Below are 23,908 nucleotides of genomic sequence, written 5' to 3' on the forward strand. Positions count from 1 at the left end.
TCAGGCTCTTTCGGGAATGAGCGCCATTGTCAGGGCGACCAGGGGCAGGAGCGCCGCAAGCGGCAGGAGCGCGGCAAGGCCAAGCCCGGAGGAGAGCACGACGCCGCCGATCCAGGCGCCGATGGCATTGCCGAGATTGAAGGCGGAGATATTCAGGGTCGCGCCCAGGCGGTCCGCACCCGCTGGGCTGCGTGCCATCATGCGGGCCTGAAGCGGCGCCACGGTGGCAAAGGCCAGCACACCAAACAACACCATCGCCAGCGCGGTGGTCCAGACCAGCGCCCCCCAGATCGCCAAAAGGCCGAGCGCAAGACCGGCGAGCACCAGCGGCACGGCCTTGGCCGGAAAACGGTCCGCGAGGCGCCCGCCGGCGATATTGCCAGCCACCAGCCCCAGACCGAAGAGCAAGAGGTAAAGCGACACGCGGCTTTCCGGAATACCCGCCATCTCGGTCAGAAGCGGCGCGATATAGGTGAAGACCATGAAGACACCGGCATAGCCCGCAACGGTCATCGCCAGGGCCCGCAGGGGCGCGGGCTTGAGGAAGCCGGCAAGCTGACCAAAGCTGAGGGGCTGGCCGGCATCCGTGCGCGGCACCCAAACCGCGATCCCCGCCAGCGCCAGCAACCCGATCGCGGACACCGCCCAGAAGGTCGCGCGCCAGCCGAAAGCCTGCCCCAACCACGTCCCGAAGGGCAGGCCGATCACCGTGGCGAGGGTCAGCCCGGTAAAGATCAGGGCAATAGCCGACGCCTTGCGCTCGGGCGGTACCACCGCCTGCGCAACGACCGACGCCGTTCCGAAAAACGTGCCATGGGCAAACCCGGTGACGATGCGGGCCAAGAGAACCAGCGCAAAGCCAGGGGCCGTGGCGCACAGGATGTTGCCCGCCGTGAAGATGGCCATGAGGATCAGCAGCACCGAACGGTTCGGCAGGCGTGCCGCGAGGACGGCGAGAAGCGGCCCTCCGAACGTCACGCCGAGCGCATAGCCGCTGATGAGCAGCCCGGCGGTCGGCAGGCTGGTGCCCAGATCGTTCGCGACCTGCGGCAACAGGCCCATGATGACGAATTCGGTCAGCCCGATGCCAAAGGCCCCAAGCCCGAGCGCAATCAGAGGCGCGGGGCTGGATGTTTCATGAAGGGGAGCGGAAATACTTGCCATGAGTCCTTCTCCTGAAGTTGTCCGGGGAAGGTGGCCGAAGAAGAAATGTGAATGTATACGCCACTTGATAAAAACGCTTGTGCCGTGAGTTCACGAAAGGCCGTCATGCGCGAGATCAATCGCCTACAGGAAATGGAAGTTTTTCTGACCGTCGTGGACGAGGGCAGCTTTTCCGCTGCCGCGCTCAGGCGCCAGATGACACCCTCGGCCGTCTCAAAGATGATGACCCGGCTCGAAACCCGCCTTGGCGCGAGCCTGCTGCGCCGGTCGACCCGGCGCGTCCAGGTGACCGACGAAGGTCAGGCCTTCGCCCGTGCGGCGCGCGGGGTTCTCGACGCGCTGGACCAGGCAGAGCGCGAGGCAGGGTGCGGCCCGGTGGCTGGCCTGGTTCGCATCGCCACGAGCGCCGCCTATGCCAACCACATCCTTGCGCCGATCCTGCCCGAGCTGCTGGAAAGCCAGCCAGAGCTCGATCTGGACCTGATCGTCAGTGACGGCATCAGCGATCTGGCGGGGCACCCCATCGACCTCGCGGTCCGGGCCGGCCCCCTGCCGGATTCCAGCCTTCAGGCCCGCTCACTTGGGGCGAGCGACATTCTGGCCGTGCGCGCGGTAGGCGCACCGGCCGCGCCAGACTTACAGATCGGCTTTTCCTACGCCCGCCGCGATCCCTTTTGGCGGGACGACGCGCCACGCCTGCGTGCAACAGATGGCAACACCATTGCAGCGCTGGCGATTGCGGGATGCGGAACCGCCCGGGCCGCCGCCTTTGTCGTCCGCGACGCCCTGGCCTCCGGCGCGCTGGAAATCGTGCCGGGCAGCACGGTGGGGCGTGAGGAATTCCATGTCGTCTACCTTGGAAAAACCGCGAGCCTGCCCGCGCGGATCGCGGCGGTTGTCGAGTTCCTGACCCGCCGAGGGCGCGTCGGATAGGCACGCGGCCAGATCGCAAGCCCTCACGACCCGCGCTAGCCCCTGCCGCGATAGGGCGCGACGCCCTGGTCGGGAACCCAGACGCCTTCGGGCATGGGGCCGGTCTGCCAGAACACGTCGATGGGGATGCCGCCGCGCGGATACCAGTAGCCGCCGATGCGCAGCCATTGCGGGTCGAGAAACGCGACCAGCCGGCGGGCGATGGAGATGGTGCAATCCTCGTGAAAGGCACCATGGTTGCGGAACGAGGTCAGGTAGAGTTTCAGCGATTTGCTCTCCACCAGCCACTGCCCGGGCACATAGTCGATGACCAGATGCGCAAAGTCCGGCTGCCCCGTCATCGGGCAGAGCGAGGTGAATTCCGGCGCGGTGAAGCGGACGTTATAGCTGATATCGGCCTGCGGGTTGGCCACACGTTCGAGCTCGGCCTCCTCCGGGCTTGCGGGAATGCGGGTGGCCCCGCCGAGCTGCTTGAGGTCGCTGTAGATGGATGAGGTCATGAGGGTCTCCGAAAGGTCAGACGCCGCGCCTGTTGCCCCAGATCAGGACATGCAGCTGCGGCAGGATGCGGGGCGCGAACCAGCGGTCGGCCATGGCGGTCTCGGTCAACCAGCCGAGGCGGTCGGCCAGCGCCTGCGGATCGACCGGCACCTCCGGGTCGGTCTCGGGATTGCCGGGCTGAAGGTAGAGCGGCAGATCCGGGTGGCGGGCATGGGCGCGCCTGGCCCAGTCGTAATCCTCGCGGTCGAAGATCACGATCTTCATCACCGTGCTGCTTGCGCCGCGCCCGGCCTCGACGCAGTCGGCGAAGATATCCCAGTCCACCCGCTCGCCGCTCGACGGCGGTTTCGGCGACAGGACCAGCGTGTCGAGATCGCCGAACCATGACCGCGCAACCGACCCCTGCGTTTCACAGGCAAAGCGGTAGCCGGCGGCGCGCCCGAGCGCGATCAGCGGCGCAAAGTCCTGAATCGCCGGGTTGCCGCCGCTGAGCGAAACGGTGACCGGCCGGTCACCGGACAGCCGGCGCAGCTCTTCCCAGATCGCCTCGGGCGTCATCGGCGCCCAGTCGTGACGATAGGCGCTGTCCACCGCATGCGGGCTGTCGCACCAGGAACAGCGGTAATCGCAGCCGCCCGCCCGCACGAACAGGGTGGGCTCACCGATCAAGGCCCCCTCCCCCTGGATCGTCGGGCCGAAGATCTCGGCGATGCGCAGCACCGTCATGGCCGGTACTCGGCCCAGGTCTTGGGCGTCTCGCTGACCATCACCGCGCTGGTCTCGGGCCATCGCGCCTTGCACCAGTCGTAGAAATGCCGGGCCATGTGTTCGGCGGTCGAGGGGATCTCGAGCACATCGTTGAGATGCCGGTGGTCGAAGCGCTCGTCGATATAGGTCTTGAGCGGCATCAGATCGTGGTAATCGCGCACGAACCCGTCCGCGTTGAGCGTTTCCGCCGCCAGCTCGACCACGACGACATAATTGTGCCCGTGCAGCCGCGCGCATTGGTGATCCGCCGGCAGATGCACAAGCTGGTGCGAGGCCGAAAAGTGGAATTCCTTGCGGATCCGGAACATCAGCGCGCCTCCCGGTCGGCCACTGCCTTCGCCCAGAAATCGGGATCGGCATAGGCCGTGGGGTCGTCGACCCCGGCCAGATGAAACGCCTCGCGCCGCTCGACACAGGTGCCGCAGCGCCCGCAATGCACCTCGGCGCCCTTGTAGCAGGACCATGTTTCGGCAAAGGGTGTGCCGTGTTTCGCCCCTTCGGCCACGATGTCGGCCTTGCTGCGCTCGACAAAGGGCGTGTAGAGCCGCAGATCCGCGTAGCCGTCGAGCGCCATGCGCTGCATCGCGTCAAAGGCCTGGGTGAAGGCCGGGCGGCAATCGGGATAGATGAAGTGATCGCCGCCATGCACCGCGGTGGCGACGGCATCGTCGCCATTGGCCGCGCCGACGCCGAAGCCGATGGCCAGCATGATCGCGTTGCGATTGGGCACGACGGTGATGCGCATCGTCTCTTCGGCATAGTGCCCGTCGGGCACGTCGATGTCGTCGGTGAGCGCCGAGCCGGTCAGCGCGGCACCGACCGTGCGCATGTCGATCAGATGGTGAGGGACGCCGAGGCGCTTGGCGGCAGCGGCCGCAAAGTCCAGCTCCTTGCGGTGGCGCTGGCCGTAGTCGAAGGAAACGAGCCGGGTGAGCCGATGCTCCGCGGCGACGATATGGGCGAGCGACACGGAATCGAGTCCGCCCGAGCAGATGACGAGAGTTTTCATTTTGAACCCTTGTTTTGATAACCGGGTAGGCTGCGACCGGTGGGCGCCATGTAGTTGCATCCGCGCCGCTCCGCAAGGGCGGCTCGATCCGCCCGAGCGAGGCGAAATCGGCGGGGCGCGACGATGCCGGGGCTTCGCCTGTCCACCGGCACGGTCCGGGTTTTCCGACAGGCCGTCAAATGCCTCCCGGAGAAGTCTTCCGCGAACGGCTTAGGCGTCGTCCGGTCCTCGCCCCTGCCCTCTCAGGCGATTGGGCCGCACGGCGTTCGGAGAAACGCGACTGTCTCGCGGGGAGGCGATACCTCCCCTCGTGAAACCCTGCCCGCAACACCGCGATCGGACAGTTAGCGCCGGGCGCTCCAGGAGGCGGAGGCGTGCTTGCGCGTGTAGAACTCGCCCATCAGACCGATCATGATCAGCACCAGCGACACGAAGAGCGGATATTCCCAGCTCGAATTGCGCGGGTAGTAATTGACGAAGGCATGGCCGCGCGACTGGTCGATGGTGTGAAAGAGCGGATTCCAGTCGAACATCACCAGCATGTAGCTGGGCAGGGAGTTGGCGACGAACATCTTGCCCGACGCGATCATGTTGGCCCGCTGATAAACGGTGGTGATGATCTGCACCGGCGTTGGAAACCAGGGCTTTGCCGCCAGGAACACCATCCCGATCGCAGCCCCGGAGAACCACGCCAGCAGGATCATCTCGATACAGCCGACCGGGTCGTGGATCTCCTGCATGACGAAGGGATTGAAGGCCACGTCATAGACGAAGAGGATCACCACCAGCGACAGCACCTGTATATAGAGCGTGCTCAGCATCGCAGAGGCGATGGCGATGGCGGTGTTCATCGGCGCATGCTGCATCATCGGGCTGGCCGGCCCCTCCGACCCGACCACCGCGCCCAGCGTCTTGGAATGGGTCATGTAGAGGAAGACGCCGGTCATGATGTAGATCATGAAATCGCCGCGGATCGCCGTGCTGCGCATACCGAGGATCTGGAACATGAAGTAGAAGGCCAGCACGAAAATGATCGTCTGGAGCATGTTCATGAAAAGCGCCATGAAGGCGTTGCCATGGCTCTTGCGCACCGCGCGGACCGAATTGTGATATATCAGTTCGGCGATATAGAGCGCGGAACCCAGCCGTGAACGCGGCTTTGTGGTCTGAAACATGGCGGAACTGCTCCGATACGCGTGCTTGAGGACGGGTCTTCTTGCCCATCTTGATGTTGGGAAGCATAAGGGGAGCAGAGTTTCAAATCAATAAATCCGCGCGCGTGCGGGAATGGAGAGCGGCTTTGAATTACGAGACACTGGTTCAGGTTATGCGGCGGCTTGCGCTCGAAGCGGGCGACAAGATCATGGAGATCTACAACAGCGACGATTTCGAGGTGAAATCGAAGTCCGACCAGAGCCCGGTGACCGAAGCCGACGAGGCTGCGGACGCGTTGATTTCCGCCGGTCTGCGTGAGGCATTCCCGGATACGCCGCTGGTGACCGAAGAACAGTCCGAAAGCCACACCCAGGATGTGATGACCTTTCTCATCGTCGACCCGCTCGACGGCACCAAGGAATTCGTCAAGCGGCGCGGCGACTTCACCGTGAACATCGCGCTGGTCGAAGACGGCGTGCCGGTGCGCGGAGTGGTCTACGCGCCGGCCAAGGGACGGATGTTCTACACCGACTCGATGGGCAATTCTGTCGAGGAAAGCGGCCCCTTCGACAAGGATGCACCGGGCGAAACCACGCCGATGTCGGTATCGAAGGCAGACAACGAGGCGCTGCTGGTTGTTGCCTCGAAATCGCACCGGGACGAAGCGACCGACGAGTACATCAACAAATACGCGGTCAAGGATTCCAAGAGCGCCGGCTCGTCGCTGAAATTCTGCCTCGTGGCGACCGGCGAGGCAGATCTCTACCCGCGTCTGGGCCGCACGATGGAATGGGACACCGCCGCAGGCCACGCGGTGCTGAACGGCGCCGGCGGGCGTGTGGTGCGGTTCGACGATCACACCCCGCTCGCCTACGGCAAGGCCGGCTTCGCCAATCCGTTCTTTATCGCCTACTCCCCCGATGTGGAGCTGAAGGAGGGCTGAGCCCACCATGGCCGCGCTGCCGGTCAGCGTCGTGATCGTGAGCCGGGACCGCCCGGACGCGCTCGACCTGTGCCTGCGCGGCGTGGCCCAGCTCGACTATCCGGCCTTCGAAGTGATCGTGGTGGCCTGCCCGCGCGGCGTGGTGGCAGCCACCGCCCATCCGGAGGAAGCACGGCTCAAGATTATTGCCTTTGACGAGGCCAATATCTCGGCGGCGCGCAATCTCGGGATCGCCCATGCGGCCGGCGAGATCGTGGCCTTTATCGACGACGACGCTGTGCCCGAACCGACCTGGCTCAGCCACCTCGCGGCGCCCTTCGCCGATCCGGAGGTCATGGCAGCCGGCGGCTATGTGCGCGGTCGCAACGGCATCGACTATCAATGGCGCGCGCGCAGCGTGACCGGGCGCGGCGAAGAACGCGAACTCGCGCTGGAGGGCATGTCGTCCCGGGTTCTGACACCGGAGCCGGGGGTCGCGCTAAAGTTGCAGGGCACCAATATGGCGCATCGCCGGTCGGTGCTTGCCGGGATGGGCGGGTTCGATCCCGCCTTCCGCTTCTTCCTCGACGAAACAGATCTGGATCTGCGCCGCGCGGATGCCGGACATGCCGCCGCCATTGTGCCGCTGGCCCAGGTGCATCACGGGTATGCCCAAAGCGCCCGCCGCGCCGCCGACCGCACGCCGCGCGATCTGACAGAGATCGGCGCCTCGATGGCGGTATTTCTCGCCAAGCATTGTCCGGACAGCGCCCAAGGCGCTGCCTGGAAAGCGTTTCGTGCCGGCCAGCGCCACCGGCTGCTCGACTACATGCGCCGCGGACCGCTTGCCCCGGACGATGTGCTGCGCCTGCTGCGCGGGCTGGAGCGTGGCAGACGCGACGGGCTCAGTCGGCCGATCCGTCCGCTTGCACCCATCGGAATGCCGGAAAGCCCGTTCCGCCCGTTTCCCGGACGGCCGGGCGCGCCGCGCGCGGTCCTATCGGGCCGGGTCTGGAACCGGGCAGCGATGCGGCGCGACGCCGCGCGACGTGCCGCGCGGGGAGAGATTGTCAGCGCCTTTCGGTTCTCCCACACAGCGCTCTATCATAGGTTGAGATTTCACGCGGATGGCTATTGGGAACAGATCGGCGGTCTCTGGGGCAAAAGCGAGCGCCAGGACAGCGCCGTGCATCCATGGTTTTTCGCGTCCAGACTGCGCGCGGAAATCCGGCGGATCGCTGAAATTCGTGGCATTGAGAACCGTTCCGGGGAACCGTCGTCATAGTTCCGCCGATCAGGCAAAGCGCCGGATTTGTCCTGTTTTCTCACCATCGCTAACATGTTAGTGAATCGACCAACGCCAGCGCCCTCGGCGCGACGCGAATTTCAGGAGCAGGTCATAATGTCGAACAAAGTAACGAAAGCGATCTTTCCGGTCGCGGGTCTTGGAACCCGGTTCCTTCCGGCAACAAAATCCGTTCCCAAGGAAATCATGACCCTCGTCGACCGGCCACTGGTCCAATACGCGATCGACGAGGCCCGCGCCGCCGGCATCAAGGAGTTCATCTTTGTCACCTCGCGCGGCAAAAGCGCGCTTGAGGATTATTTCGACCACGCGCCGCATCTGGAGCAGGATCTGAAATCGAAGGGCAAGGACAAGCTGCTTGAGATCCTAAAATCCACCAATATGGACTCCGGCGAGATTGCCTATATCCGCCAGCACAAGGCGCTCGGCCTCGGCCACGCTGTATGGTGCGCCCGGCGCCTGATCGGCAACGAGCCCTTTGCGGTGATGCTGCCCGACGACGTGATCGCCGCCGATAAGCCCTGCCTTCAGCAGATGGTCGAAGCCTATGAGGAAACCGGCGGCAACATGGTCGCCGCGATGGAAGTGCCCGCAGACAAGGCCTCGGCCTACGGTATCCTCGATGTGCGTGAAGACATGGGCTCCATCGTATCGGTCAAGGGCATGGTCGAAAAACCGAAGGCCGGCGAGGCACCGTCCAATCTCGCGGTGATCGGGCGCTATATCCTGTCGCCGAAGATTTTCGACAATCTCAACGCCATGAAATCCGGCGCCGGCGGCGAGATTCAGCTGACCGATGCCATCGCCGAGGAAATCGATGGCGAGGGCGTTTACGGCTACCGCTTCAACGGGCAGCGCTACGATTGCGGCTCCAAGGCGGGCTTCCTTCAGGCCACTGTCGCCTTCGGCCTCGAGCGCGAGGATCTACGCGACGATCTGGAGGCCTATCTGCGCGAGGTCGTCTCCGCACGCGAAGCTGCGGAGTAACACCAGTGACATATGTGCTGGTGACCGGAGGCGCGGGCTATATCGGCTCGCATGCCTGCAAGGCGCTTAAAATCGCGGGCTATACGCCCGTGACCTACGACAATCTGGTGACCGGCTGGAAAGACGCCGTCAAGTTCGGCCCGTTCGAGGAGGGCGCGCTGTCCGACCGTACCCGGCTCGACGCGGTGTTCGCCAAATACCAGCCGGTGGCCGTGATGCATTTCGCCGCCCTCAGCCAGGTCGGCGAGGCGATGTCGGAGCCGGGGCGCTACTGGCGCAACAATGTCGAGGGCTCGCTGACGCTGATCGAGGCCGCCACGGCGGCGGGCTGCCTGAATTTCGTCTTTTCCTCGACCTGTGCCACCTATGGCGAGCACGACAATGTGGTGCTCGACGAGAACACCCCGCAGGAACCGCTGAACGCCTATGGCGCCTCCAAGCGCGCGGTGGAAAACATCCTGCGCGACTTCGAGGCCGCCTATGGGCTGCGCCATGTGATCTTCCGCTATTTCAACGTGGCGGGCGCCGACGAGGCAGGCGAGGTCGGCGAACATCACCGCCCCGAGACCCATCTGATCCCGGTGATGCTGGAGGCGATCGATGGCAAGCGCCCGGCGCTGACCATTCACGGCACCGATTACGACACGCCGGACGGCACCTGCATCCGCGATTACGTGCATGTCATGGATCTGGTCGATGCCCATGTGCTCGGCCTGAAATGGCTGGTGGCCGACAAGGGCAGCCGGGTCTTCAACCTCGGCACCGGCAAGGGGTTTTCCGTGCGCGAGGTGATCGACGCCTCCCGCGCGGTGACCAATCGCGAGGTGCCGCATTCCGAGGGCCCGCGCCGCGCCGGCGACGCGACCAAGCTGGTCTCGGGCTCGACCCGGGCGGAGGCGGAGCTGGGCTGGGAGCCGAAGCGCTCGACCATGGCGCAGATGATCGGCGACGCCTGGAACTGGCATCTGAATGGGCATTACGACGGCTGATCCGCGACTGCTGGACCTCACCCGGCTGGTGTCCCGCGCCGGGCGGCCCTTCACCGGGGTCGACAGGGTCGAATACGCCTATCTCGACCGGCTTCTGAGAGAGCCCGGCCCGCTTTTCGGGCTGGTGCGCTCGTCTCTGGGCTATCTTCTGCTCGACCGTAACGGCTGCGCCGATCTGAAACGGCGGATCGACGGCCATGACTGGCCCGCTCCCGACCGCCTGTCGCGGCTGCGCCGTCTTGCGCCGGGGCGCGCAGGCACCGAGACCGCGCTGCGCCGCGTGGCGCTGGCGCGCTGCCTGCCACGGGGTCTGCGCCGGATGCTCCGGGCGCATCTGCCGGCGGGCACAGTCTACCTCAATATCGGCCATACCAACCTGACCGACCGGGTGCTGAGCGCGCTCCGCGCGGTGCCGGGTCTGCGCATCGTCGTGCTGCTGCACGACACCATTCCGCTGGATTATCCCGACTACCAGGGCCCGGGCATCACCGAGCGCTTTCATGGCTTTCTGCTGCGCATGGGGCGCTTTGCCGATCTGGTGATCTGCAATTCCGCGCAGACCGAGCGCGACATGCGGCGCCATCTTGACCCGCGCGGGCTGCGCCCCGGGAGCGTGGTGGCGCATCTGGGCGTCGACGTGCCGCAGCCGGGCGAGGCGCCGCAGGGGCCTTGGACCGGGCAAAGCTATTTCGTCATTCTGGGCACCATTGAGCCGCGCAAGAACCATGCGCTGCTGCTCGATCTCTGGGAGGGGGAAGCGCCTCTGCCGGAAGGGGCGCCGACGGAGAGCGCGGGGCCGTTTTTTGAGTATTTGCAGAAAGATGAAGGGGCGGAACCGCATCTGCTGATCTGCGGGGCGCGCGGCTGGAACAATGAAGACGTGTTCGCTCGGCTCGACCGGGGCATTCCGCGCGTGCATGAGCTGCCGGGGCTCGATGACGGGCAGATCGCGGCGCTACTCGCAGGCAGCGCCGGGCTGCTCTTTCCCAGCGATGCCGAGGGTTATGGCCTGCCGCCGATGGAGGCGGCGGCGCTGGGGGTGCCAGTGCTTGCCTCCGATTTGCCCGTGTTGCGCGAGGTGCTTGGGGATATTCCCGTTTACGCAAGCGTTTCAGACCGTTATCTTTGGGCGCAGAATATAACAAGGATGGCCGAGGATCGGCGGGCAGACCCGGACAGTGAAACGCGCCGCAGCACGGCCTGGCAGCCGCCGGGCTGGGAGGCGCATTTCAAGACCGTGTTAACCCTGATCTGATAGCCGGGCGGGGCAACGGGGCCGGAAAAACCGGCCCGCGCGAGGGTGCATAGTGGGTGCATGGCAGTCATACCGGCTAAGGCTTCAGCGCAAGCGCTGGCGCATCCGCGCCCTGCGCAAGAGTCGCGAACTCATGCCGGTGTCGAACCGTACCGACCGCATTCGGTCCTCTGACCTGCTGGTGTTCTGCACCCAGCGTAACGAGGCGATCCGCCTGCCCTATTTCCTGGAGTACTACCGGGAGATGGGAGTGAACCACTTCTTCTTTGTCGACAATGACAGCACCGACGGCTCGCTCGATTACCTCTCGCGGCAGCCGGACGTGTCGGTCTGGTCGAGCCGAGGCAGCTACAAGCGCTCGCGCTTCGGCATGGACTGGATCAATTTCCTGCTGCGCAAATACGGCCACGGCCACTGGGCGCTTACCGTCGATCCGGACGAGTTCTTTCTGTTTCCGTTCTGCGACACCCGCCCGCTGCGGGCGCTGACCGACTGGCTCGACGCCTCCTCGATCAAGAGCTTTTCGGCGATGCTGCTCGACATGTATCCCAAGGGCAGGATCGACGCGCAGCCCTATCAAGCCGGCCAGAACCCGCTGGAAATCGCTTCGTGGTTCGACGCGGGCAACTATACGATCCGCCGCAACAATCGCTTCGGCAATCTCTGGATTCAGGGCGGGCCGCGCGCGCGCATGTTTTTCCCCGACCGACCCGAACGCGCGCCAGCGCTGAACAAGATCCCACTGGTGAAATGGGACCGGCGCTACACCTATGTGAGCTCGACCCATATGCTGCTGCCGCGCGGGCTCAACCTCATCTATGACGAATGGGGGGGCGAGAAGGCCAGCGGGCTGCTGCTTCATACCAAATTCCTCGACACCTTCGGCAAGAAGGCGGCGGAGGAGCTGGAACGCAAGCAGCACTATGCCGGCTCGACCGAATATCTGGCCTATCACGCCGGGATCAAGGACAACCCCGATCTCTGGTGCAAATGGTCGGAGAAATACATCAACTGGCGGCAGCTCGAGATTCTGGGCCTCATGTCCAAGGGGAACTGGGCGTGAGCGTCGGCATCGTCATGCTGGTGCATACCGCGCTCGGCCGCGCCGAGCAGGTGGCGCGGCACTGGGTCAAGGCCGGCTGTCCGGTGGTGATCCATGTCGACAGGATGGTGCCCAAGCGCATCTATGACGAGTTCACCGCCGCGCTGTCGGATCTGCCAGAGGTGCTGTTCTCGCGCCGGCACCGCTGCGACTGGGGCACCTGGGGGCTGGTCGCGGCCAGCCAGGACGCCTCCGAGCTGATGCTGGAGCGGTTCCCGGAAGTGCGGCATGTCTACCTGACCTCGGGTTCCTGCCTGCCGCTGCGCCCGGTCGAGGAGCTGATCGACTACCTCGCCGAACGGCCGCGCACCGATTTTATCGAGAGCGCCACCACCGCCGACGTGCCCTGGACGGTGGGAGGGCTCGACCACGAGCGTTTCACGATGTTCTTCCCGTTCTCCTGGCGCAAGAACCGCTATTTCTTCGACCGTTTCGTCGATCTTCAGCGCCGCGTCGGGTTTCGCCGCCCGGTGCCCAAGGGGATCGTGCCGCATATGGGCAGCCAGTGGTGGTGCCTGACCCGGCAGACCCTCTCGGCGATCCTGCAAGACCCGGAGCGGCGCAAGTTCGACCGCTATTTCCGCCGGGTCTGGATTCCCGACGAGAGCTACTTCCAAACACTGGCGCGGCTTTATTCCACCAATATCGAAAGCCGCTCGCTGACGCTGTCGAAATTCGATTTCCAGGGCAAGCCGCATATCTTCTACGACGATCACCTGCAATTGCTGCGCCGGTCCGACTGTTTCGTCGCGCGAAAGATCTGGCCACATGCGGAACGGCTCTACGAGGCCTTCCTGACCGAAGCCGAGAGCGCGGAGAACCGGCAGGAACCCAACCCGGGCAAGATCGACCGCATCTTCGCCAAGGCGGTGGACCGGCGGACGCGCGGGCGCGCCGGGCTCTACATGCAGTCGCGCTATCCCAATCACGGCTGGGAAAATGGGGTAACCGCGGGGAAATACTCTGTATTTCAAGGCTTTACAGAGCTTTTCAGGGATTTCGAAAACTGGCTTTCCCGCTCGACGGGGGCGCAGGTGCATGGCCATCTCTATGCGCCGGAGCGGGCGGAATTCGCCGGCGGGCAAACGGTGATCAACGGCGCGCTCTCCGACAATGCCAAGCTGCGCGACGCGAACCCCAAGGCGTTTCTGACCAACCTGCTGTGGAACACCCGGGGTGAACGGCAGTGCTTCCAGTACGGGCCACGCGACAATATCAAGATCAGCTGGCACATCGCGCGCGATCCGAACGCGCAGATCAGCGTAATCTCGGGCGCCTGGGCCGTGCCGCTGTTCAAGTCCAATGCCAATTTCGCCGATCTGCGTGCCGAGGCGGCAAGGCTGCAAAAGATCGAGAACAAGATGCTCGATCAGCTGCGCGCACCCGATTGCAAGGCGCGCATCCGCATCTGGACCATGGCGGAATTCATCGAGGCGCCGATGGAACCGCTTCAGGTGGTGATCGACGAGATCGGCCAGAAGGCACCCCGCCGGCTGACCGAAGCGCCGGTGATGGAGGATCTGGCCGGGTTCGGACAGTTTCTGCAAAATCTCAAGAACCAGGGGATGCACCCCTATCTGATGGGTGATTTCCCCGTCGAGCCGGCGCCGCGCCATGCGTCGCAGAGACGCCGGAAACCCTATCTCGTAAAGAAATAAGGCTCCGCATGTCCGACCGCTTCGATTACTTCGTCGTCTTTGCCGAGATGCGCACCGGCTCCAATTTCCTGGAGGCCAATCTCAACGGCTTCGACGGGCTGAGCTGTCTGGGCGAGGTGTTCAACCCGCATTTCATCGGTTACCCGAATGCCGACGACGTTCTGGGCATCTCACAGGCCGAACGCGACCGCGATCCGGAGCGTCTGCTGACCCAGATCCGCGTGGCCACTCCCAGCGGCATCGGCGGGTTTCGCTTCTTTCACGACCACGATCCGCGCATCCTGCCCAAGATCCTGGCGGATGAGCGCTGCGCCAAGATCGTGCTAACCCGCAACCCGGTCGACAGCTATGTCAGTTGGAAGATCGCGCAGGCCACGGGCCAGTGGAAGCTGACCAACGTAAAGAAGCGCAAGGATGGCAAGGCGCGGTTCGACGCGCAGGAATTCGAGGCACATCTCGACGCGCTCCAGACCTTTCAGGTGACCCTGATGAACGCGCTTCAGGTCACCGGCCAGACCGCCTTTTACGTCGCTTATGAAGACCTCCAGAATGTCGAGGTCATGAACGGGCTGGCGAAATGGCTGGGCGCGCGCTCCCAGCTCGACAGCCTCAACACAGCGCTGAAACGGCAAAACCCCGAGCCGATCTCCGACAAGGTGGAGAATTTCGCCGAGATGGAGACCGCGCTGGCGCGGCTCGACCGATTCAACCTGACCCGCACCCCGAATTTCGAGCCGCGTCGCGGGCCGGCGGTGCCGGGCTATGTGGCGGCGGCGAAAACCCCGCTGATCTACATGCCGATCAAATCCGGCCCCGAGGACGCGGTGCAAAACTGGCTGCAAGCGCTGGACGGGCTGGACGACGAGGCGCTGCTGCGCGATTTCAGCCAGAAGAGCCTGCGGCAGTGGAAGCGCGAGCGCCCGGGCCACCGCAGCTTTACCGTGCTGCGCCACCCGCTGGCCCGGGCGCATGACGCGTTCTGCAACAAGATCCTGACCACCGGCAAAGGCAGCTATAACGGTATCCGCAAGACCCTGCGCCGCGCCCATAACCTGCCGATCCCCGAGGAGGAGCCCGGCAGCGATTACACGCTGGAAGCGCATCGCGAGGCCTTCACCGCCTTTCTGGTCTTTCTCAAGGCCAATCTCTCGGGCCAGACGGCGGTGCGCATCGACGGGCACTGGGCGAGCCAGGCGCATGTGATCCATGGCATGGGCGAGCTTACGCTGCCCGACATGATCGTGCGCGAGGACGAGATGGCCAGCTATCTGCCGGCGCTGGCGATGCAGGTCGGGCACGGGGCACCGCCCGACCCGGTGCATGTGCCGATCCGCGCGCCCTATTCGCTGGCGCAGATCTATGACGACCGGCTGGAAAGTGCCGCACGCGAGGCCTATCAGCGCGACTACCTCATGTTCGGTTTCGGCGACTGGCTCTAGCGGGCTTTGTCCGGGCAGGATCATATGAATAGGATCGGGCCATGAGGTCCGCTCTTTGCAGTCGATAGCGCAATTGCGATCCGCAGGGGGTCGGAGCGCGATAACCGCTCCGAGCGCCTTGTCGACTTTCATGCACCCTACGATACCTTGGAATTTCCAAGCATCCCAAAGCCCGGGGAAACGTTGCATGTTCAGATATAGCCCGTCAGAGAGAGCAGCCATTGTCGCGATGGCGGCTTCCATCACGCGCAACCTGGACAGAGATCACATGCGCAGCGGTTTTGAACCTGCACTGCCGGTCGACCGTCACAGGCGCTACATTTGGCATCGACACTGCCACGAACATAAGCGGGCATTCTTGGTATTGTGGCAACTTGGAGTGGCGCGACGTGATACTCCGGAACTGAAATTCTTTGGCATGACGGTCAAGACCGAGAGAAAGCGCCACAACAAGCTGGGCCCCCGGGACCGAACGATATACGACAAAAATCTATTTCCGCGCAACATCATGCTGATGAGCCGACAGGAAATCGAAACGCATCTGTTGGACAGCGACATAATCGCGTTGACAACGGTTGAGGAAGTCCTTTCGGCCTATATCGGTGAGTTGACCGCATTTCCCAACGACGATTACGAACATCTTCCGACGCCGGAAGGTGAAGAATTCAGAGTCACGGACAGTCTGCACGTTGAAACGTTGCTGGCATTGGCTGAACTTGGCTTCTTGCGCTCTCACGTCGGTCATTTCCAGTGGACCGAAAAAGCCAGGCCCATCATTGAGGAAGACTTCATATGATGAGGCATTCTCGAAACGTTGCGAGAGTACGCCCACAGCCGGATGTAGGACAAAACCAAAGTGAACATTGAGGCATCTGCGTGCGCAACGCAGATATTAATTGTTGCCGAGGCCGCTGCGAAGATCGATCCAAATTCTGTGTCCCGCGTTCTGGCTGTATACCAACTGTTGCTTGAGGGCGCGCTCTGGAGCGTTCAACGGTTAGAACTCAACCGTTTTTGGCAGAGCCAGGAAGGATTTTTTGGTCGAACCGTTTCCTAAAATCAGAACTCGGAACAACTCCAGCGAATTCACGCTTCGTCCGCACAGCCGACACCCATCGAAATCAGCTCCCGAGGATTTCTCCAGGAGGTGATTGCCTGTCATCGGATTGCCCTGAACGGTTCTCCGCCCGGCACTGCGTCATTTAACGCAAAGAGCGGACCCAGCGGCCCGCTCTTTCGTTTTGTCTCAGATGTGCCCGGATCAGGCCGCCTGCGACGACCGGTCCTCGGTCAGGATCGTGTGCAGCGTCGCCGGATCGGGATTGGCCCGCAGCTTGTTGCAGAGCGCCGCGTCACGCAGCGTGCGCGAGACCAGCGCCAGCGCCTTGAGATGCTCGACACCGGCATCCTCGGGCGCGAAGAGCGCCAGAACCACATCCACTGGCTGGCGGTCGACGGATTCGAACTCCACCGGCTTTTCCAGCAGGATGAACACGCCATGCACCGCGTCGATACCCGAAATCCGGGCATGTGGCAGGGCGACGCCATGGCCCACACCGGTGGGCCCGAGGCTTTCGCGCTCCATCAGCGCTTCGACCACCGAAGGGGCCGGGAGGCCATAGGCACTCTCGGCCAGCTCGGCGATGTCATGCATCAGCCGCTTCTTGCTGCTTGCGGCCGCGACGGCCTTGACCGCCTGCGGCTTCAGAAGTTCCAGAAAGGTCATAGACCGCCTTTCACTGTCTGCTCTGAGGCGTTCGTGGCCGCAGCTCGCGCCGATCTCTTACGGATCGATCCAGCCGATGTTGCCGTCGTCGCGGCGATACACGACGTTCACGCCATCCTTTTTCTCGTTGCGGAAAACCAGCACGGGTGCGCCGGCCAGTTCCATCTGCATCACGGCTTCACCCACTGTCAGCGACGGGATTTGGGTTTCCATCTCTGCGACGATAATCGGTTGCAGCGATTCCGGCTCGTCTTCGTGCGAGTCGACTTCGCCGGCGAGGATATACGAGGACACCCCGAAGAGTTCAACGGGCTCTGCACGCTCCTTGTGATGATCTTTCAGGCGGCGCTTGTAACGGCGCAGCTGCTTGTCGATCTTCTCGGCACAGCCGTCGAACGAAGCATAGATCTCGGTTGCCTTGCCCTTGGCCGAAGAGGTCAGGCCAGTGGACAGATGCACCGTGACCTCGCAGATATACTCATGTGCGCTCTTGGAAAAGGTAACGGTCGCGTCCGTCGGTCTGAAGGCATATTTCTCCAAGACCTCTCCCAGCTCGTTTTTCACGTGAGTCTGGAGCGCTTCGCCGATGTCGATCTGCTTTCCCGTGATCTGATAGCGCATTTTCATTCCTTCTCTTCGTTGGACCCGCGACCTTCCCGCCTTTCTGGCAGGTTCGATGTGGTAGCGGATCAGGGGAGACGCAAGGCAGTTGCACGTAACGCCCATCCCTCCCTCTCCTCGGGGGCGTTTCGAAACGGGCATGCAGGAATGCGCTGCGTCATGGTTATATTTGAGGTGAGACTCGCCCTTTTTGTCAATGATCTGTCGCAAACGGCGACGGAAACTCGCAACATAGTATGAACAATCCGCTTTATCCGATCCTGAAGTTCTCCCCCAGGTAGACCCGGCGGACATTCTCGTTCTGCACCACCTCGGCGGGGGTGCCGGACATCAGCACCTTGCCGTCATGCAGGATATAGGCACGGTCGACGATCTCCAGCGTCTCACGCACGTTATGATCCGTGATCAGCACACCGATGCCGCGCTTCTTGAGATCCGCCACCAGATGGCGGATATCGCCGACGCTGATCGGATCGACCCCGGCAAAAGGCTCGTCGAGCAGCAGGTATTTCGGGTTGGCGGCCAGGCAGCGGGCGATCTCGACCCGGCGCCGCTCGCCCCCCGAGAGCGCCAGCGCGGGGGCGCGGCGCAGATGCTCGATGGAGAACTCACCAAGCAGTTCCTCCAGCCGCTCGCGGCGGCGGTGGCGGTCGGTCTCGGCCACGTCGAGCACGGCGGCGATATTGTCCTCGACCGAGAGGCCGCGAAAGATCGACATTTCTTGCGGCAGATAGCCGATGCCCAGCCGGGCACGGCGATACATCGGCAGCCAGGTCGCATCGCGCCCGTCGATCAGCACCTGCCCGCCCTCCGGGTTCACCAGCCCGGCCACCGCGTAAAAGGTCGTGGTCTTGCCCGAACCGTTCGGCCCCAGCAGCGCCATCACCTCGCCACGGTCGAGATCCAAAGTCACGTCGCGGATCACCACGCGTTTGCGATAGCTCTTGCGCAGATGTCTGACGCGAAGGCCGCTGTCGCCTTCGGTCACGGTCAATTCGGGGCGGGGCATCTCGGTACTCTACACTTACTGCTGCGGGTCGCCGGAGCCCTGTTCGATCACGGTGCGCACCCGCCCCGTCATCTGTGCGGTGCCGTCGTCCAGGTTTACGACCATCCGTTCCGATGTCAGGGCGTTGGCGCCCTGTGTCAGCAGCACATTGCCGGTCATGACAATCACCCCGGTGTCGATGCTGTAATCGGCACGGTCGGATTCGGCGGCCTCCTCGCCGCTGACCAGCGTCACGCCGCCCGAAGCCTCCATCCGGTCTATCCGGCCCTGCCCTTCGGTATAGATCACCAGCACGCGCGGCGCGGCGAGCCGCATCTCGCCCTGGCCGATCACCACATTGCCGGTATAAAGCGCGGTTCCGTCCGACTGATTGATCTGGAGCTGGTCAGCACTGACCTCGACCGGAGCGCTGGTATCCTGCGTCATGCCGCCGAAGGCGACTTGGGTTCCCTGGGCCAGCACCGGCCCGGAGAGGGCGATCAGCGCGGCGGCGATGGTCAGAATACGGGACATGCGGCAGCCTTCATTCATCTTGCGGATCATATATCAGGTTTACGCCACCGGTGAAAAGCAGTTGCACATCGCCGCCGCTTCCTTCCGCCGTGATCGTCATCTTGCCGGCGGTGAACTGCCCCGCCGGCCCGCTGCCGCTGACCGGTGTCAGCGTTTCCGCATCGACCCGGTCGAGCGCGGTGAGCATGCGCTCGGTGTCGATCACATAACCCGTGGAGCTGACGATATGCACGCTGCCCTCCAGATCGGCGGATTTGTCCTCGTCATCGACGAGCGCCTCATTGGCGCTGAGCGTGATTGTGCTGCCATCGGTCATGTCGAGCTGTGCATCCAGCCGATGCGCCCGTACCCGGCTCAGCGAGCCGTCGATCGGCTCGGCGCTGTCGGCGGTCAGCGTCAACCGGTCGCCCTTGGGGGTGGTGCCGGCATAGCGCGGCGCAACGATCTGCTCGCGCGTGGCGTCGCCCGCCTCGGTGCCGGCGGCATAAGGCAGCTCGGCGCCCTGGTCGCCCTGCCGCGGCAGCAGAAAGAGTGTCGAAAGCAGCATCAGCGCCGCCACCGGCAGCAGGATCTTCAGCCAGCCGATGACGCTGGAATATGTGTCGCCGCCCCTCACCATGGCTCAGGCGTGAGCAAAGATATCGGTCTCGGGCCAGCCTTCGAGATCGAGCAGCGCGCGGGTCGGCAGGAAATCGAAACAGGCCTGCGCCAGGTCCACGCGCCCCTCGCGCTCCAGCATGCGGTTCAGCGCCTCGCGCAGGCGGTGCAGATAGAGCACGTCAGAGGCGGCGTAATCGAGCTGGGCATCGGTCAGCGTGTCGGCGCCCCAGTCGCTGGACTGCTGCTGTTTCGAGATATCGACGCTCAGCAGCTCCTGCGTCAGCGCCTTGAGCCCGTGCCGGTCGGTATAGGTGCGCACCATGCGGCTGGCGATCTTGGTGCAATAGACCGGCGCCGCCAGCGCGCCAAAGGCATGATACATGGCGGCAATGTCGAAGCGACCGAAATGGAAGAGCTTCAGCACATTTGCGTCGCGCAGCAGGCGGCAGAGATTGGGCGCCTCGGTTTGGCCCTTGGCCACCTGAACCAGATGCGCATTGCCGTCGCCCCCCGAGAGCTGCACCACGCAAAGCCGGTCGCGATGCGGGTCGAGCCCCATGGTCTCGCAGTCGATGGCCACGACCGGACCCAGATCCAGCCCGTCGGGCAAGTCGCCTTGATAGAGGTGGTTCGCCATTCGCCGGGCCCTTTCATCGCGCGGAGGAGTCCGGCTCGAAATAGGCAAGCCGGGCGGCGCATGCAACTGAAGAGCGGCGGCATATCATCGCCATATTTGCGCAAGGCCGCCCTGGAATGTGGCCCGATTCGGGTAGAATGTGACGTTTGCGAGGCCGCCGCTGGACGCATTTCTGGCTGCCAACGTCGCGCCGCCCGACAGTCTGTAACATTTCGTGAGCATTTTATTCATCCTAAACGTGTCGCAAGCGCAGCATTCCCAGGGAGCCTCCGAAGGACCGGGCGGCCTTCTCGGCCTCAGCGACGCGGGGCCGCAGCACAGGGTGGCTGACGGCAGGCCGCAACTCGGCGGCGGAAGGCGCCGCGTCATATTGTTTCCAAAATACGCGGCGGCATGCAGAAGACAAAATACATGACAGCGCAAACGACAGCGAAGCCCAACACCAATACATGCCATTGCGCGAATTTGTTTCTGGTTTTGGAACAATTACAAGCTGAACGCGCCACAACTGTTTCGCACCAAAATGCACAGCCATGCCGCGCGGCGGCACAGTTCCAGGCCGGACGTAGCACCCCGACATCTAGCGCCGCATCTCTTTAAACCACACCGATTGCAGCAGCAGGCAAACATGTTGCGCGCTCATGCGTAACACAAAACGATGCGAGAAAACTCGCCCATAGGTTGTGTTCCAAACGACTTGTTGACGAAAATATGGCGCAGGGTCATAACCATCAACATCGAGCCAAAGAACATAATTTCGTCATACTACGGCACTGGGGGTTGGTGCTTCCACTTGGGAGTTAACGGTAAGTCTGCTGCGTACTGCTCGGAACTGACATTTTGACAATCTGAACCGTCTTAACGGCGCGCTTTGTTCTGTTCTGCCTCGGCAGAGCACTCGGTTTTTGCGTGCCTGTGTCACCCGGCCTCTCGGTCTGCCTGCCGTCTTCTTCCGTCGATGCATGCCTTCGGGAGGTCATTGTGACACTTCATATCCGCCAGCCGCTGCCCACGGCCGAAATTGAAAAGCTCATCGACGATGCGCTGTTCTCTGCGCCCCGCGCCTCTTTTTACCGTCACGCTCTCAAGCGCACGCTCGACATCGCGCTTGTCCTGATCAGCGCGCTCCCGGTGCTGGCGGTGACGCTTGTTCTCGCCGCGATCATCGCGCTCGACGGCAAATCCCCCATCTATCTGCAAAAGCGCGTCGGCCGGAACGGTCGCGTCTTTCACATGTGGAAGCTGCGCTCGATGGTGGCCGATGCCGACCATCAGCTCGAAGCCTACCTCGACCGGACGCCCGCCGCGCGCCGCGAATGGAACCTTACGCAGAAGCTCCGCCACGATCCGCGCATCACCGGCGTCGGCCGGTTCATCCGCAAGACCTCGCTCGACGAGCTGCCGCAGCTCTGGAACGTGCTGCGCGGCGACATGTCTCTCGTCGGTCCGCGCCCGATGATGGTGGATCAGCAAGAGCTTTATCCCGGCACCGCCTATTACGCTCTGCGCCCGGGCATCACCGGCTTCTGGCAGACTTCGGTGCGCAACGAGTCGAGCTTTGCCGAGCGCGCCGGTTTCGACACCGATTATCTGCGCAAGCTGTCCTTCAAGACAGATGTTCAGATCCTCGCAAAGACCTTCAAGGTGGTGCTGCACGGCACCGGTTGCTGAGCCCTCTCTCTCATCTCTCTCTTTGGGCTCGCGCACATCGAGGCCCTCGCTCCGGCGGGGGCCTTTTGCGTCCGGTCTGCCGCTGCCGCCCCGGCATATGACGCGACCCTCACACCGGCGGCGGGCAAAAGAAAACCGCGCCGCAGATGATCTGCGACGCGGTCGAATTTCTCATCGGGCCCAGGATCAGCCGGTGGGCAGGATCACGATTTCCACCCGGCGGTTCTGCTGCTTGCCCTCGGCGGTCAGGTTCGACGCGACCGGCTGGTCCTCGCCACGCCCGATGGCCTGAACGCGCGAGGACGGCACGCCCTCGGCGATGAGCAGGCTGGCCACCGATTGCGCCCGGCGCTGCGACAGGCCGAGATTGTAGGCGGCGTCGCCGTCGCTGTCGGTATGGCCCAGCACCTGCACGGTGGTGTTCGGATACTCGAGCAGCGACCGGCCCACGGTGCGAATATCGGCCTGAAGATCAGACCGCAGCGACGCGCTGTCGGTGGCGAACAGGATATCCTGCGGCATGGTCACGATCAGCCGGTCGCCGGTGTTATTGATCGTCACGTCATTGCCCAGCTGCTGGCGCAGTTCGGCTTCCTGCTTGTCGAGCTGGTTGCCGATGATGCCACCGATGGCCGCGCCGGCCGCAGCACCCGCCAGTGTATTCTTGACGGTGTCGTCGTTGTTGCCGCCGATCAGCCGACCGGCCACCGCACCGCCAAGCGCGCCAAGCGCGACGCCGCGGTTGGTGTTGTTGTTTGGGTTGTTCTCGTCGAACATCTGGCCTTCGGTACAGGCGCCCAGCGCCATGACCGCAGCGAGCGAAAGAAGAATGGGAGTTCTGGCCCGGATCATTATATGCCTCATATGTCGTTGGCCCCCGGCGGGGGCCTCCTCCTGCGTTATAGCCCGAGGATGCATCGCGCCAATAACCGTGTCACGGGGAAATCGGCAGGTCTCCGCCCATCGTGATAACGGGCGGATCCGCCGCACTCCCGGCGCAGCGGCCACGCCGCACCGCCCGAACCGGCGCTCTCCGTAGGGTGGGCAATCTGCCCACCGCTCCGCAAACCACACAGCCTCTAAGCCTCCAGCCGGGCCGCCTCCCAGGCGAGGATGGCGCGTTTCACCGGCAACCCCCAGTGATAGCCGCCAAGCCCGCCGGATTTGCGCAGCGCCCGGTGGCAGGGAATGATCAGCGATATCGGATTGCGCCCGACCGCCGTACCGACCGCGCGCACCGCACGGGGCTTGCCGATGGCCTGGGCGATCTCGGAATAGGTCGTGACATGGCCCGAGGGAATGCGCATCAGCGCCTCCCAGACCTTGATCTGGAACGGCGCGCCGATCAGGAAGAGCGGCACCTCGCCCCCCGTCCGGCCAAAGGCCCGCTCGGCCCAATCGGCCAGCGCCGCCGGGTCCTCGACGAAATCCGCGCCGGGCCAGCGCCCGCACAGATCGGCCATGGTCGCCTCCTCGCCCGCTTCCGAGGCAAAGCCCACGCCGCAGATCCCCTTATCCGTGCCCATCACCAGCGCCTTGCCGAACGGGCTGTCGAACCAGCCCCAGCGGATCGTCAGCCCCTCAGCCCCACGGGCGAACTCGCCCGGGCTCATCGCCTCCCAGCGCAGGAACAGATCGTGCAGCCGCCCGCTGCCCGACAGGCCCGTGGCATACGCGGTGTCGAGCGTGGTGAAGCGGTCAGACAGCAACGCCTTGGCATGGCCCAGCGTCAGATATTGCTGAAGCCGCTTGGGCGAGACACCGGCCCAGCGCGAAAAGACCCGCTGGAAATGCGCCGGGCTCATATCCATGCGCGCCGCCAGATCCTCCAGCGTCGCCTGCGGCCCGGCCTCGTCCACCATGGCGATGGCGCGCCGCATGACCTCGTAGTGATATCCGTTCTCGTCCATGGGTCCGCCCCGATTGCGCAGTCTTTGCCGGGA

25 protein-coding genes are annotated in these 23,908 nt (G+C 63.8%); 11 read left to right on the forward strand and 14 right to left on the reverse strand.

Translation table 11 applies throughout. The features are described 5' to 3' along the window. Positions 1-1,164 carry an MFS transporter gene (locus tag I6N89_RS01125; protein WP_207016393.1) on the reverse strand — a complete coding sequence of 388 codons (1,164 nt, stop codon included), beginning with the start codon at positions 1,162-1,164 and terminating at the stop codon, positions 1-3. A 51-nt stretch (positions 1,165-1,215) separates the two neighbouring features. Between I6N89_RS01125 and I6N89_RS01130 the strand changes: the two genes are divergently transcribed. Beyond that, on the forward strand, positions 1,216-2,097 hold the full coding sequence (locus I6N89_RS01130) for a LysR family transcriptional regulator (protein WP_207016394.1): 882 nt from the start codon (positions 1,216-1,218) through the stop codon (positions 2,095-2,097). A gap of 35 nt (positions 2,098-2,132) precedes the next feature. Here the strand turns inward: I6N89_RS01130 and queF are convergent, their stop codons facing one another. The 5 genes from queF to I6N89_RS01155 form a co-directional block, all read right to left on the reverse strand. Then, positions 2,133-2,597, reverse strand: a complete 465-nt coding sequence (gene queF / locus I6N89_RS01135) for a preQ(1) synthase (protein WP_207016395.1) — start codon at positions 2,595-2,597, stop codon at positions 2,133-2,135. 16 nt (positions 2,598-2,613) lie between these two features. Then, entirely contained in the window at positions 2,614-3,324 is a 711-nt protein-coding gene (gene queE, locus I6N89_RS01140) for a 7-carboxy-7-deazaguanine synthase QueE (protein ID WP_207016396.1), read from the reverse strand. After that, positions 3,321-3,674, reverse strand: a complete 354-nt coding sequence (gene queD / locus I6N89_RS01145) for a 6-carboxytetrahydropterin synthase QueD (RefSeq protein WP_207016397.1) — start codon at positions 3,672-3,674, stop codon at positions 3,321-3,323. Before queD ends, queE begins: the two co-directional genes overlap by 4 nt. Then, on the reverse strand, positions 3,674-4,375 hold the full coding sequence (gene queC / locus I6N89_RS01150) for a 7-cyano-7-deazaguanine synthase QueC (protein WP_207016398.1): 702 nt from the start codon (positions 4,373-4,375) through the stop codon (positions 3,674-3,676). The genes queD and queC overlap by 1 nt, the downstream gene beginning before the upstream one ends. Positions 4,376-4,719: 344 nt before the next feature. Continuing rightward, complete coding sequence (locus I6N89_RS01155) at positions 4,720-5,550, reverse strand: ABC transporter permease (protein WP_207016399.1); 831 nt, start codon at positions 5,548-5,550, stop codon at positions 4,720-4,722. A gap of 125 nt (positions 5,551-5,675) precedes the next feature. Between I6N89_RS01155 and cysQ the strand changes: the two genes are divergently transcribed. From cysQ to I6N89_RS01200, 9 genes are all read left to right on the forward strand, one after another. Continuing rightward, on the forward strand, positions 5,676-6,473 hold the full coding sequence (gene cysQ / locus I6N89_RS01160) for a 3'(2'),5'-bisphosphate nucleotidase CysQ (protein ID WP_207016400.1): 798 nt from the start codon (positions 5,676-5,678) through the stop codon (positions 6,471-6,473). A 7-nt stretch (positions 6,474-6,480) separates the two neighbouring features. Next, positions 6,481-7,737, forward strand: coding sequence for a glycosyltransferase family 2 protein (locus tag I6N89_RS01165; protein ID WP_207016401.1), 1,257 nt, complete (start codon positions 6,481-6,483; stop codon positions 7,735-7,737). A 117-nt stretch (positions 7,738-7,854) separates the two neighbouring features. Further along, positions 7,855-8,745 (forward strand): UTP--glucose-1-phosphate uridylyltransferase GalU, encoded by an 891-nt coding sequence (galU, locus tag I6N89_RS01170; protein ID WP_207016402.1) that lies wholly within the window; start codon positions 7,855-7,857, stop codon positions 8,743-8,745. Positions 8,746-8,750: 5 nt separating this feature from the next. Beyond that, positions 8,751-9,734, forward strand: a complete 984-nt coding sequence (gene galE, locus I6N89_RS01175) for a UDP-glucose 4-epimerase GalE (protein ID WP_207016403.1) — start codon at positions 8,751-8,753, stop codon at positions 9,732-9,734. Further along, complete coding sequence (locus I6N89_RS01180) at positions 9,715-10,989, forward strand: glycosyltransferase family 4 protein (RefSeq protein ID WP_207016404.1); 1,275 nt, start codon at positions 9,715-9,717, stop codon at positions 10,987-10,989. The genes galE and I6N89_RS01180 overlap by 20 nt, the downstream gene beginning before the upstream one ends. Before the next feature lie 52 nt (positions 10,990-11,041). Then, entirely contained in the window at positions 11,042-12,052 is a 1,011-nt protein-coding gene (locus tag I6N89_RS01185; protein ID WP_207016405.1) for a glycosyltransferase family 2 protein, read from the forward strand. Next, the gene (locus I6N89_RS01190) at positions 12,049-13,749 is read left to right on the forward strand and encodes a beta-1,6-N-acetylglucosaminyltransferase (protein WP_207016406.1); all 1,701 of its coding nucleotides are present in this window, start codon (positions 12,049-12,051) and stop codon (positions 13,747-13,749) included. Before I6N89_RS01185 ends, I6N89_RS01190 begins: the two co-directional genes overlap by 4 nt. An 8-nt stretch (positions 13,750-13,757) precedes the next feature. Continuing rightward, positions 13,758-15,188, forward strand: coding sequence for a nodulation protein NodH (locus I6N89_RS01195; RefSeq protein ID WP_207016407.1), 1,431 nt, complete (start codon positions 13,758-13,760; stop codon positions 15,186-15,188). Between the two features lie 187 nt (positions 15,189-15,375). Next, on the forward strand, positions 15,376-15,984 hold the full coding sequence (locus I6N89_RS01200; RefSeq protein ID WP_207016408.1) for a hypothetical protein: 609 nt from the start codon (positions 15,376-15,378) through the stop codon (positions 15,982-15,984). A 465-nt stretch (positions 15,985-16,449) separates the two neighbouring features. Here the strand turns inward: I6N89_RS01200 and I6N89_RS01205 are convergent, their stop codons facing one another. The 6 genes from I6N89_RS01205 to I6N89_RS01230 all read right to left on the reverse strand — a co-directional run bounded on the left by I6N89_RS01205 (position 16,450) and on the right by I6N89_RS01230 (position 20,294). Continuing rightward, the gene (locus I6N89_RS01205; RefSeq protein WP_207016409.1) at positions 16,450-16,914 is read right to left on the reverse strand and encodes a PTS sugar transporter subunit IIA; all 465 of its coding nucleotides are present in this window, start codon (positions 16,912-16,914) and stop codon (positions 16,450-16,452) included. A gap of 57 nt (positions 16,915-16,971) precedes the next feature. Beyond that, complete coding sequence (gene hpf / locus I6N89_RS01210; protein WP_207016410.1) at positions 16,972-17,535, reverse strand: ribosome hibernation-promoting factor, HPF/YfiA family; 564 nt, start codon at positions 17,533-17,535, stop codon at positions 16,972-16,974. Positions 17,536-17,785: 250 nt separating this feature from the next. Continuing rightward, positions 17,786-18,544: an LPS export ABC transporter ATP-binding protein gene (gene lptB / locus I6N89_RS01215; protein WP_207016411.1), complete on the reverse strand. Its 759-nt coding sequence runs from the start codon at positions 18,542-18,544 to the stop codon at positions 17,786-17,788. A gap of 15 nt (positions 18,545-18,559) precedes the next feature. Next, positions 18,560-19,057, reverse strand: a complete 498-nt coding sequence (lptA, locus tag I6N89_RS01220) for a lipopolysaccharide transport periplasmic protein LptA (protein WP_207016412.1) — start codon at positions 19,055-19,057, stop codon at positions 18,560-18,562. A gap of 10 nt (positions 19,058-19,067) precedes the next feature. Beyond that, positions 19,068-19,676: an LPS export ABC transporter periplasmic protein LptC gene (lptC, locus tag I6N89_RS01225; RefSeq protein ID WP_207016413.1), complete on the reverse strand. Its 609-nt coding sequence runs from the start codon at positions 19,674-19,676 to the stop codon at positions 19,068-19,070. 3 nt (positions 19,677-19,679) lie between these two features. Continuing rightward, positions 19,680-20,294: a ribonuclease D gene (locus tag I6N89_RS01230; protein ID WP_207016414.1), complete on the reverse strand. Its 615-nt coding sequence runs from the start codon at positions 20,292-20,294 to the stop codon at positions 19,680-19,682. 981 nt (positions 20,295-21,275) lie between these two features. On the opposite strand from I6N89_RS01230, the gene I6N89_RS01235 reads away from it, so the two are divergent. Next, positions 21,276-21,965 carry a sugar transferase gene (locus tag I6N89_RS01235; protein ID WP_207016415.1) on the forward strand — a complete coding sequence of 230 codons (690 nt, stop codon included), beginning with the start codon at positions 21,276-21,278 and terminating at the stop codon, positions 21,963-21,965. Positions 21,966-22,151: 186 nt separating this feature from the next. Here I6N89_RS01235 and I6N89_RS01240 read toward each other — a convergent pair whose 3' ends face one another. Both I6N89_RS01240 and I6N89_RS01245 read right to left on the reverse strand, forming a co-directional pair. Beyond that, positions 22,152-22,817 carry an OmpA family protein gene (locus I6N89_RS01240; protein ID WP_076699480.1) on the reverse strand — a complete coding sequence of 222 codons (666 nt, stop codon included), beginning with the start codon at positions 22,815-22,817 and terminating at the stop codon, positions 22,152-22,154. Positions 22,818-23,044: 227 nt separating this feature from the next. Then, complete coding sequence (locus I6N89_RS01245) at positions 23,045-23,875, reverse strand: methylated-DNA--[protein]-cysteine S-methyltransferase (RefSeq protein WP_207016416.1); 831 nt, start codon at positions 23,873-23,875, stop codon at positions 23,045-23,047. Positions 23,876-23,908: the final 33 nt, after the last annotated feature.

Source organism: Salipiger abyssi, assembly GCF_017311415.1.
GTDB lineage: Bacteria > Pseudomonadota > Alphaproteobacteria > Rhodobacterales > Rhodobacteraceae > Salipiger > Salipiger abyssi_A.

Bases quoted from the DNA above. Each gene is read 5' to 3' on its own strand.
- queC (WP_207016398.1), bottom strand. From the start codon at position 4,375: ATGAAAACTCTCGTCATCTGCTCGGGCGGACTCGATTCCGTGTCGCTC.
- I6N89_RS01125 (WP_207016393.1), bottom strand. From the start codon at position 1,164: ATGGCAAGTATTTCCGCTCCCCTTCATGAAACATCCAGCCCCGCGCCT.
- I6N89_RS01155 (WP_207016399.1), bottom strand. From the start codon at position 5,550: ATGTTTCAGACCACAAAGCCGCGTTCACGGCTGGGTTCCGCGCTCTAT.
- queD (WP_207016397.1), bottom strand. From the start codon at position 3,674: ATGTTCCGGATCCGCAAGGAATTCCACTTTTCGGCCTCGCACCAGCTT.
- queF (WP_207016395.1), bottom strand. From the start codon at position 2,597: ATGACCTCATCCATCTACAGCGACCTCAAGCAGCTCGGCGGGGCCACC.
- I6N89_RS01195 (WP_207016407.1), top strand. From the start codon at position 13,758: ATGTCCGACCGCTTCGATTACTTCGTCGTCTTTGCCGAGATGCGCACC.
- hpf (WP_207016410.1), bottom strand. From the start codon at position 17,535: ATGCGCTATCAGATCACGGGAAAGCAGATCGACATCGGCGAAGCGCTC.
- I6N89_RS01230 (WP_207016414.1), bottom strand. From the start codon at position 20,294: ATGGCGAACCACCTCTATCAAGGCGACTTGCCCGACGGGCTGGATCTG.
- I6N89_RS01240 (WP_076699480.1), bottom strand. From the start codon at position 22,817: ATGATCCGGGCCAGAACTCCCATTCTTCTTTCGCTCGCTGCGGTCATG.
- queE (WP_207016396.1), bottom strand. From the start codon at position 3,324: ATGACGGTGCTGCGCATCGCCGAGATCTTCGGCCCGACGATCCAGGGG.
- I6N89_RS01200 (WP_207016408.1), top strand. From the start codon at position 15,376: ATGTTCAGATATAGCCCGTCAGAGAGAGCAGCCATTGTCGCGATGGCG.
- lptC (WP_207016413.1), bottom strand. From the start codon at position 19,676: ATGGTGAGGGGCGGCGACACATATTCCAGCGTCATCGGCTGGCTGAAG.
- lptB (WP_207016411.1), bottom strand. From the start codon at position 18,544: ATGCCCCGCCCCGAATTGACCGTGACCGAAGGCGACAGCGGCCTTCGC.
- I6N89_RS01245 (WP_207016416.1), bottom strand. From the start codon at position 23,875: ATGGACGAGAACGGATATCACTACGAGGTCATGCGGCGCGCCATCGCC.
- lptA (WP_207016412.1), bottom strand. From the start codon at position 19,057: ATGTCCCGTATTCTGACCATCGCCGCCGCGCTGATCGCCCTCTCCGGG.
- galU (WP_207016402.1), top strand. From the start codon at position 7,855: ATGTCGAACAAAGTAACGAAAGCGATCTTTCCGGTCGCGGGTCTTGGA.
- I6N89_RS01130 (WP_207016394.1), top strand. From the start codon at position 1,216: ATGTATACGCCACTTGATAAAAACGCTTGTGCCGTGAGTTCACGAAAG.
- I6N89_RS01205 (WP_207016409.1), bottom strand. From the start codon at position 16,914: ATGACCTTTCTGGAACTTCTGAAGCCGCAGGCGGTCAAGGCCGTCGCG.
- I6N89_RS01165 (WP_207016401.1), top strand. From the start codon at position 6,481: ATGGCCGCGCTGCCGGTCAGCGTCGTGATCGTGAGCCGGGACCGCCCG.
- I6N89_RS01180 (WP_207016404.1), top strand. From the start codon at position 9,715: ATGGGCATTACGACGGCTGATCCGCGACTGCTGGACCTCACCCGGCTG.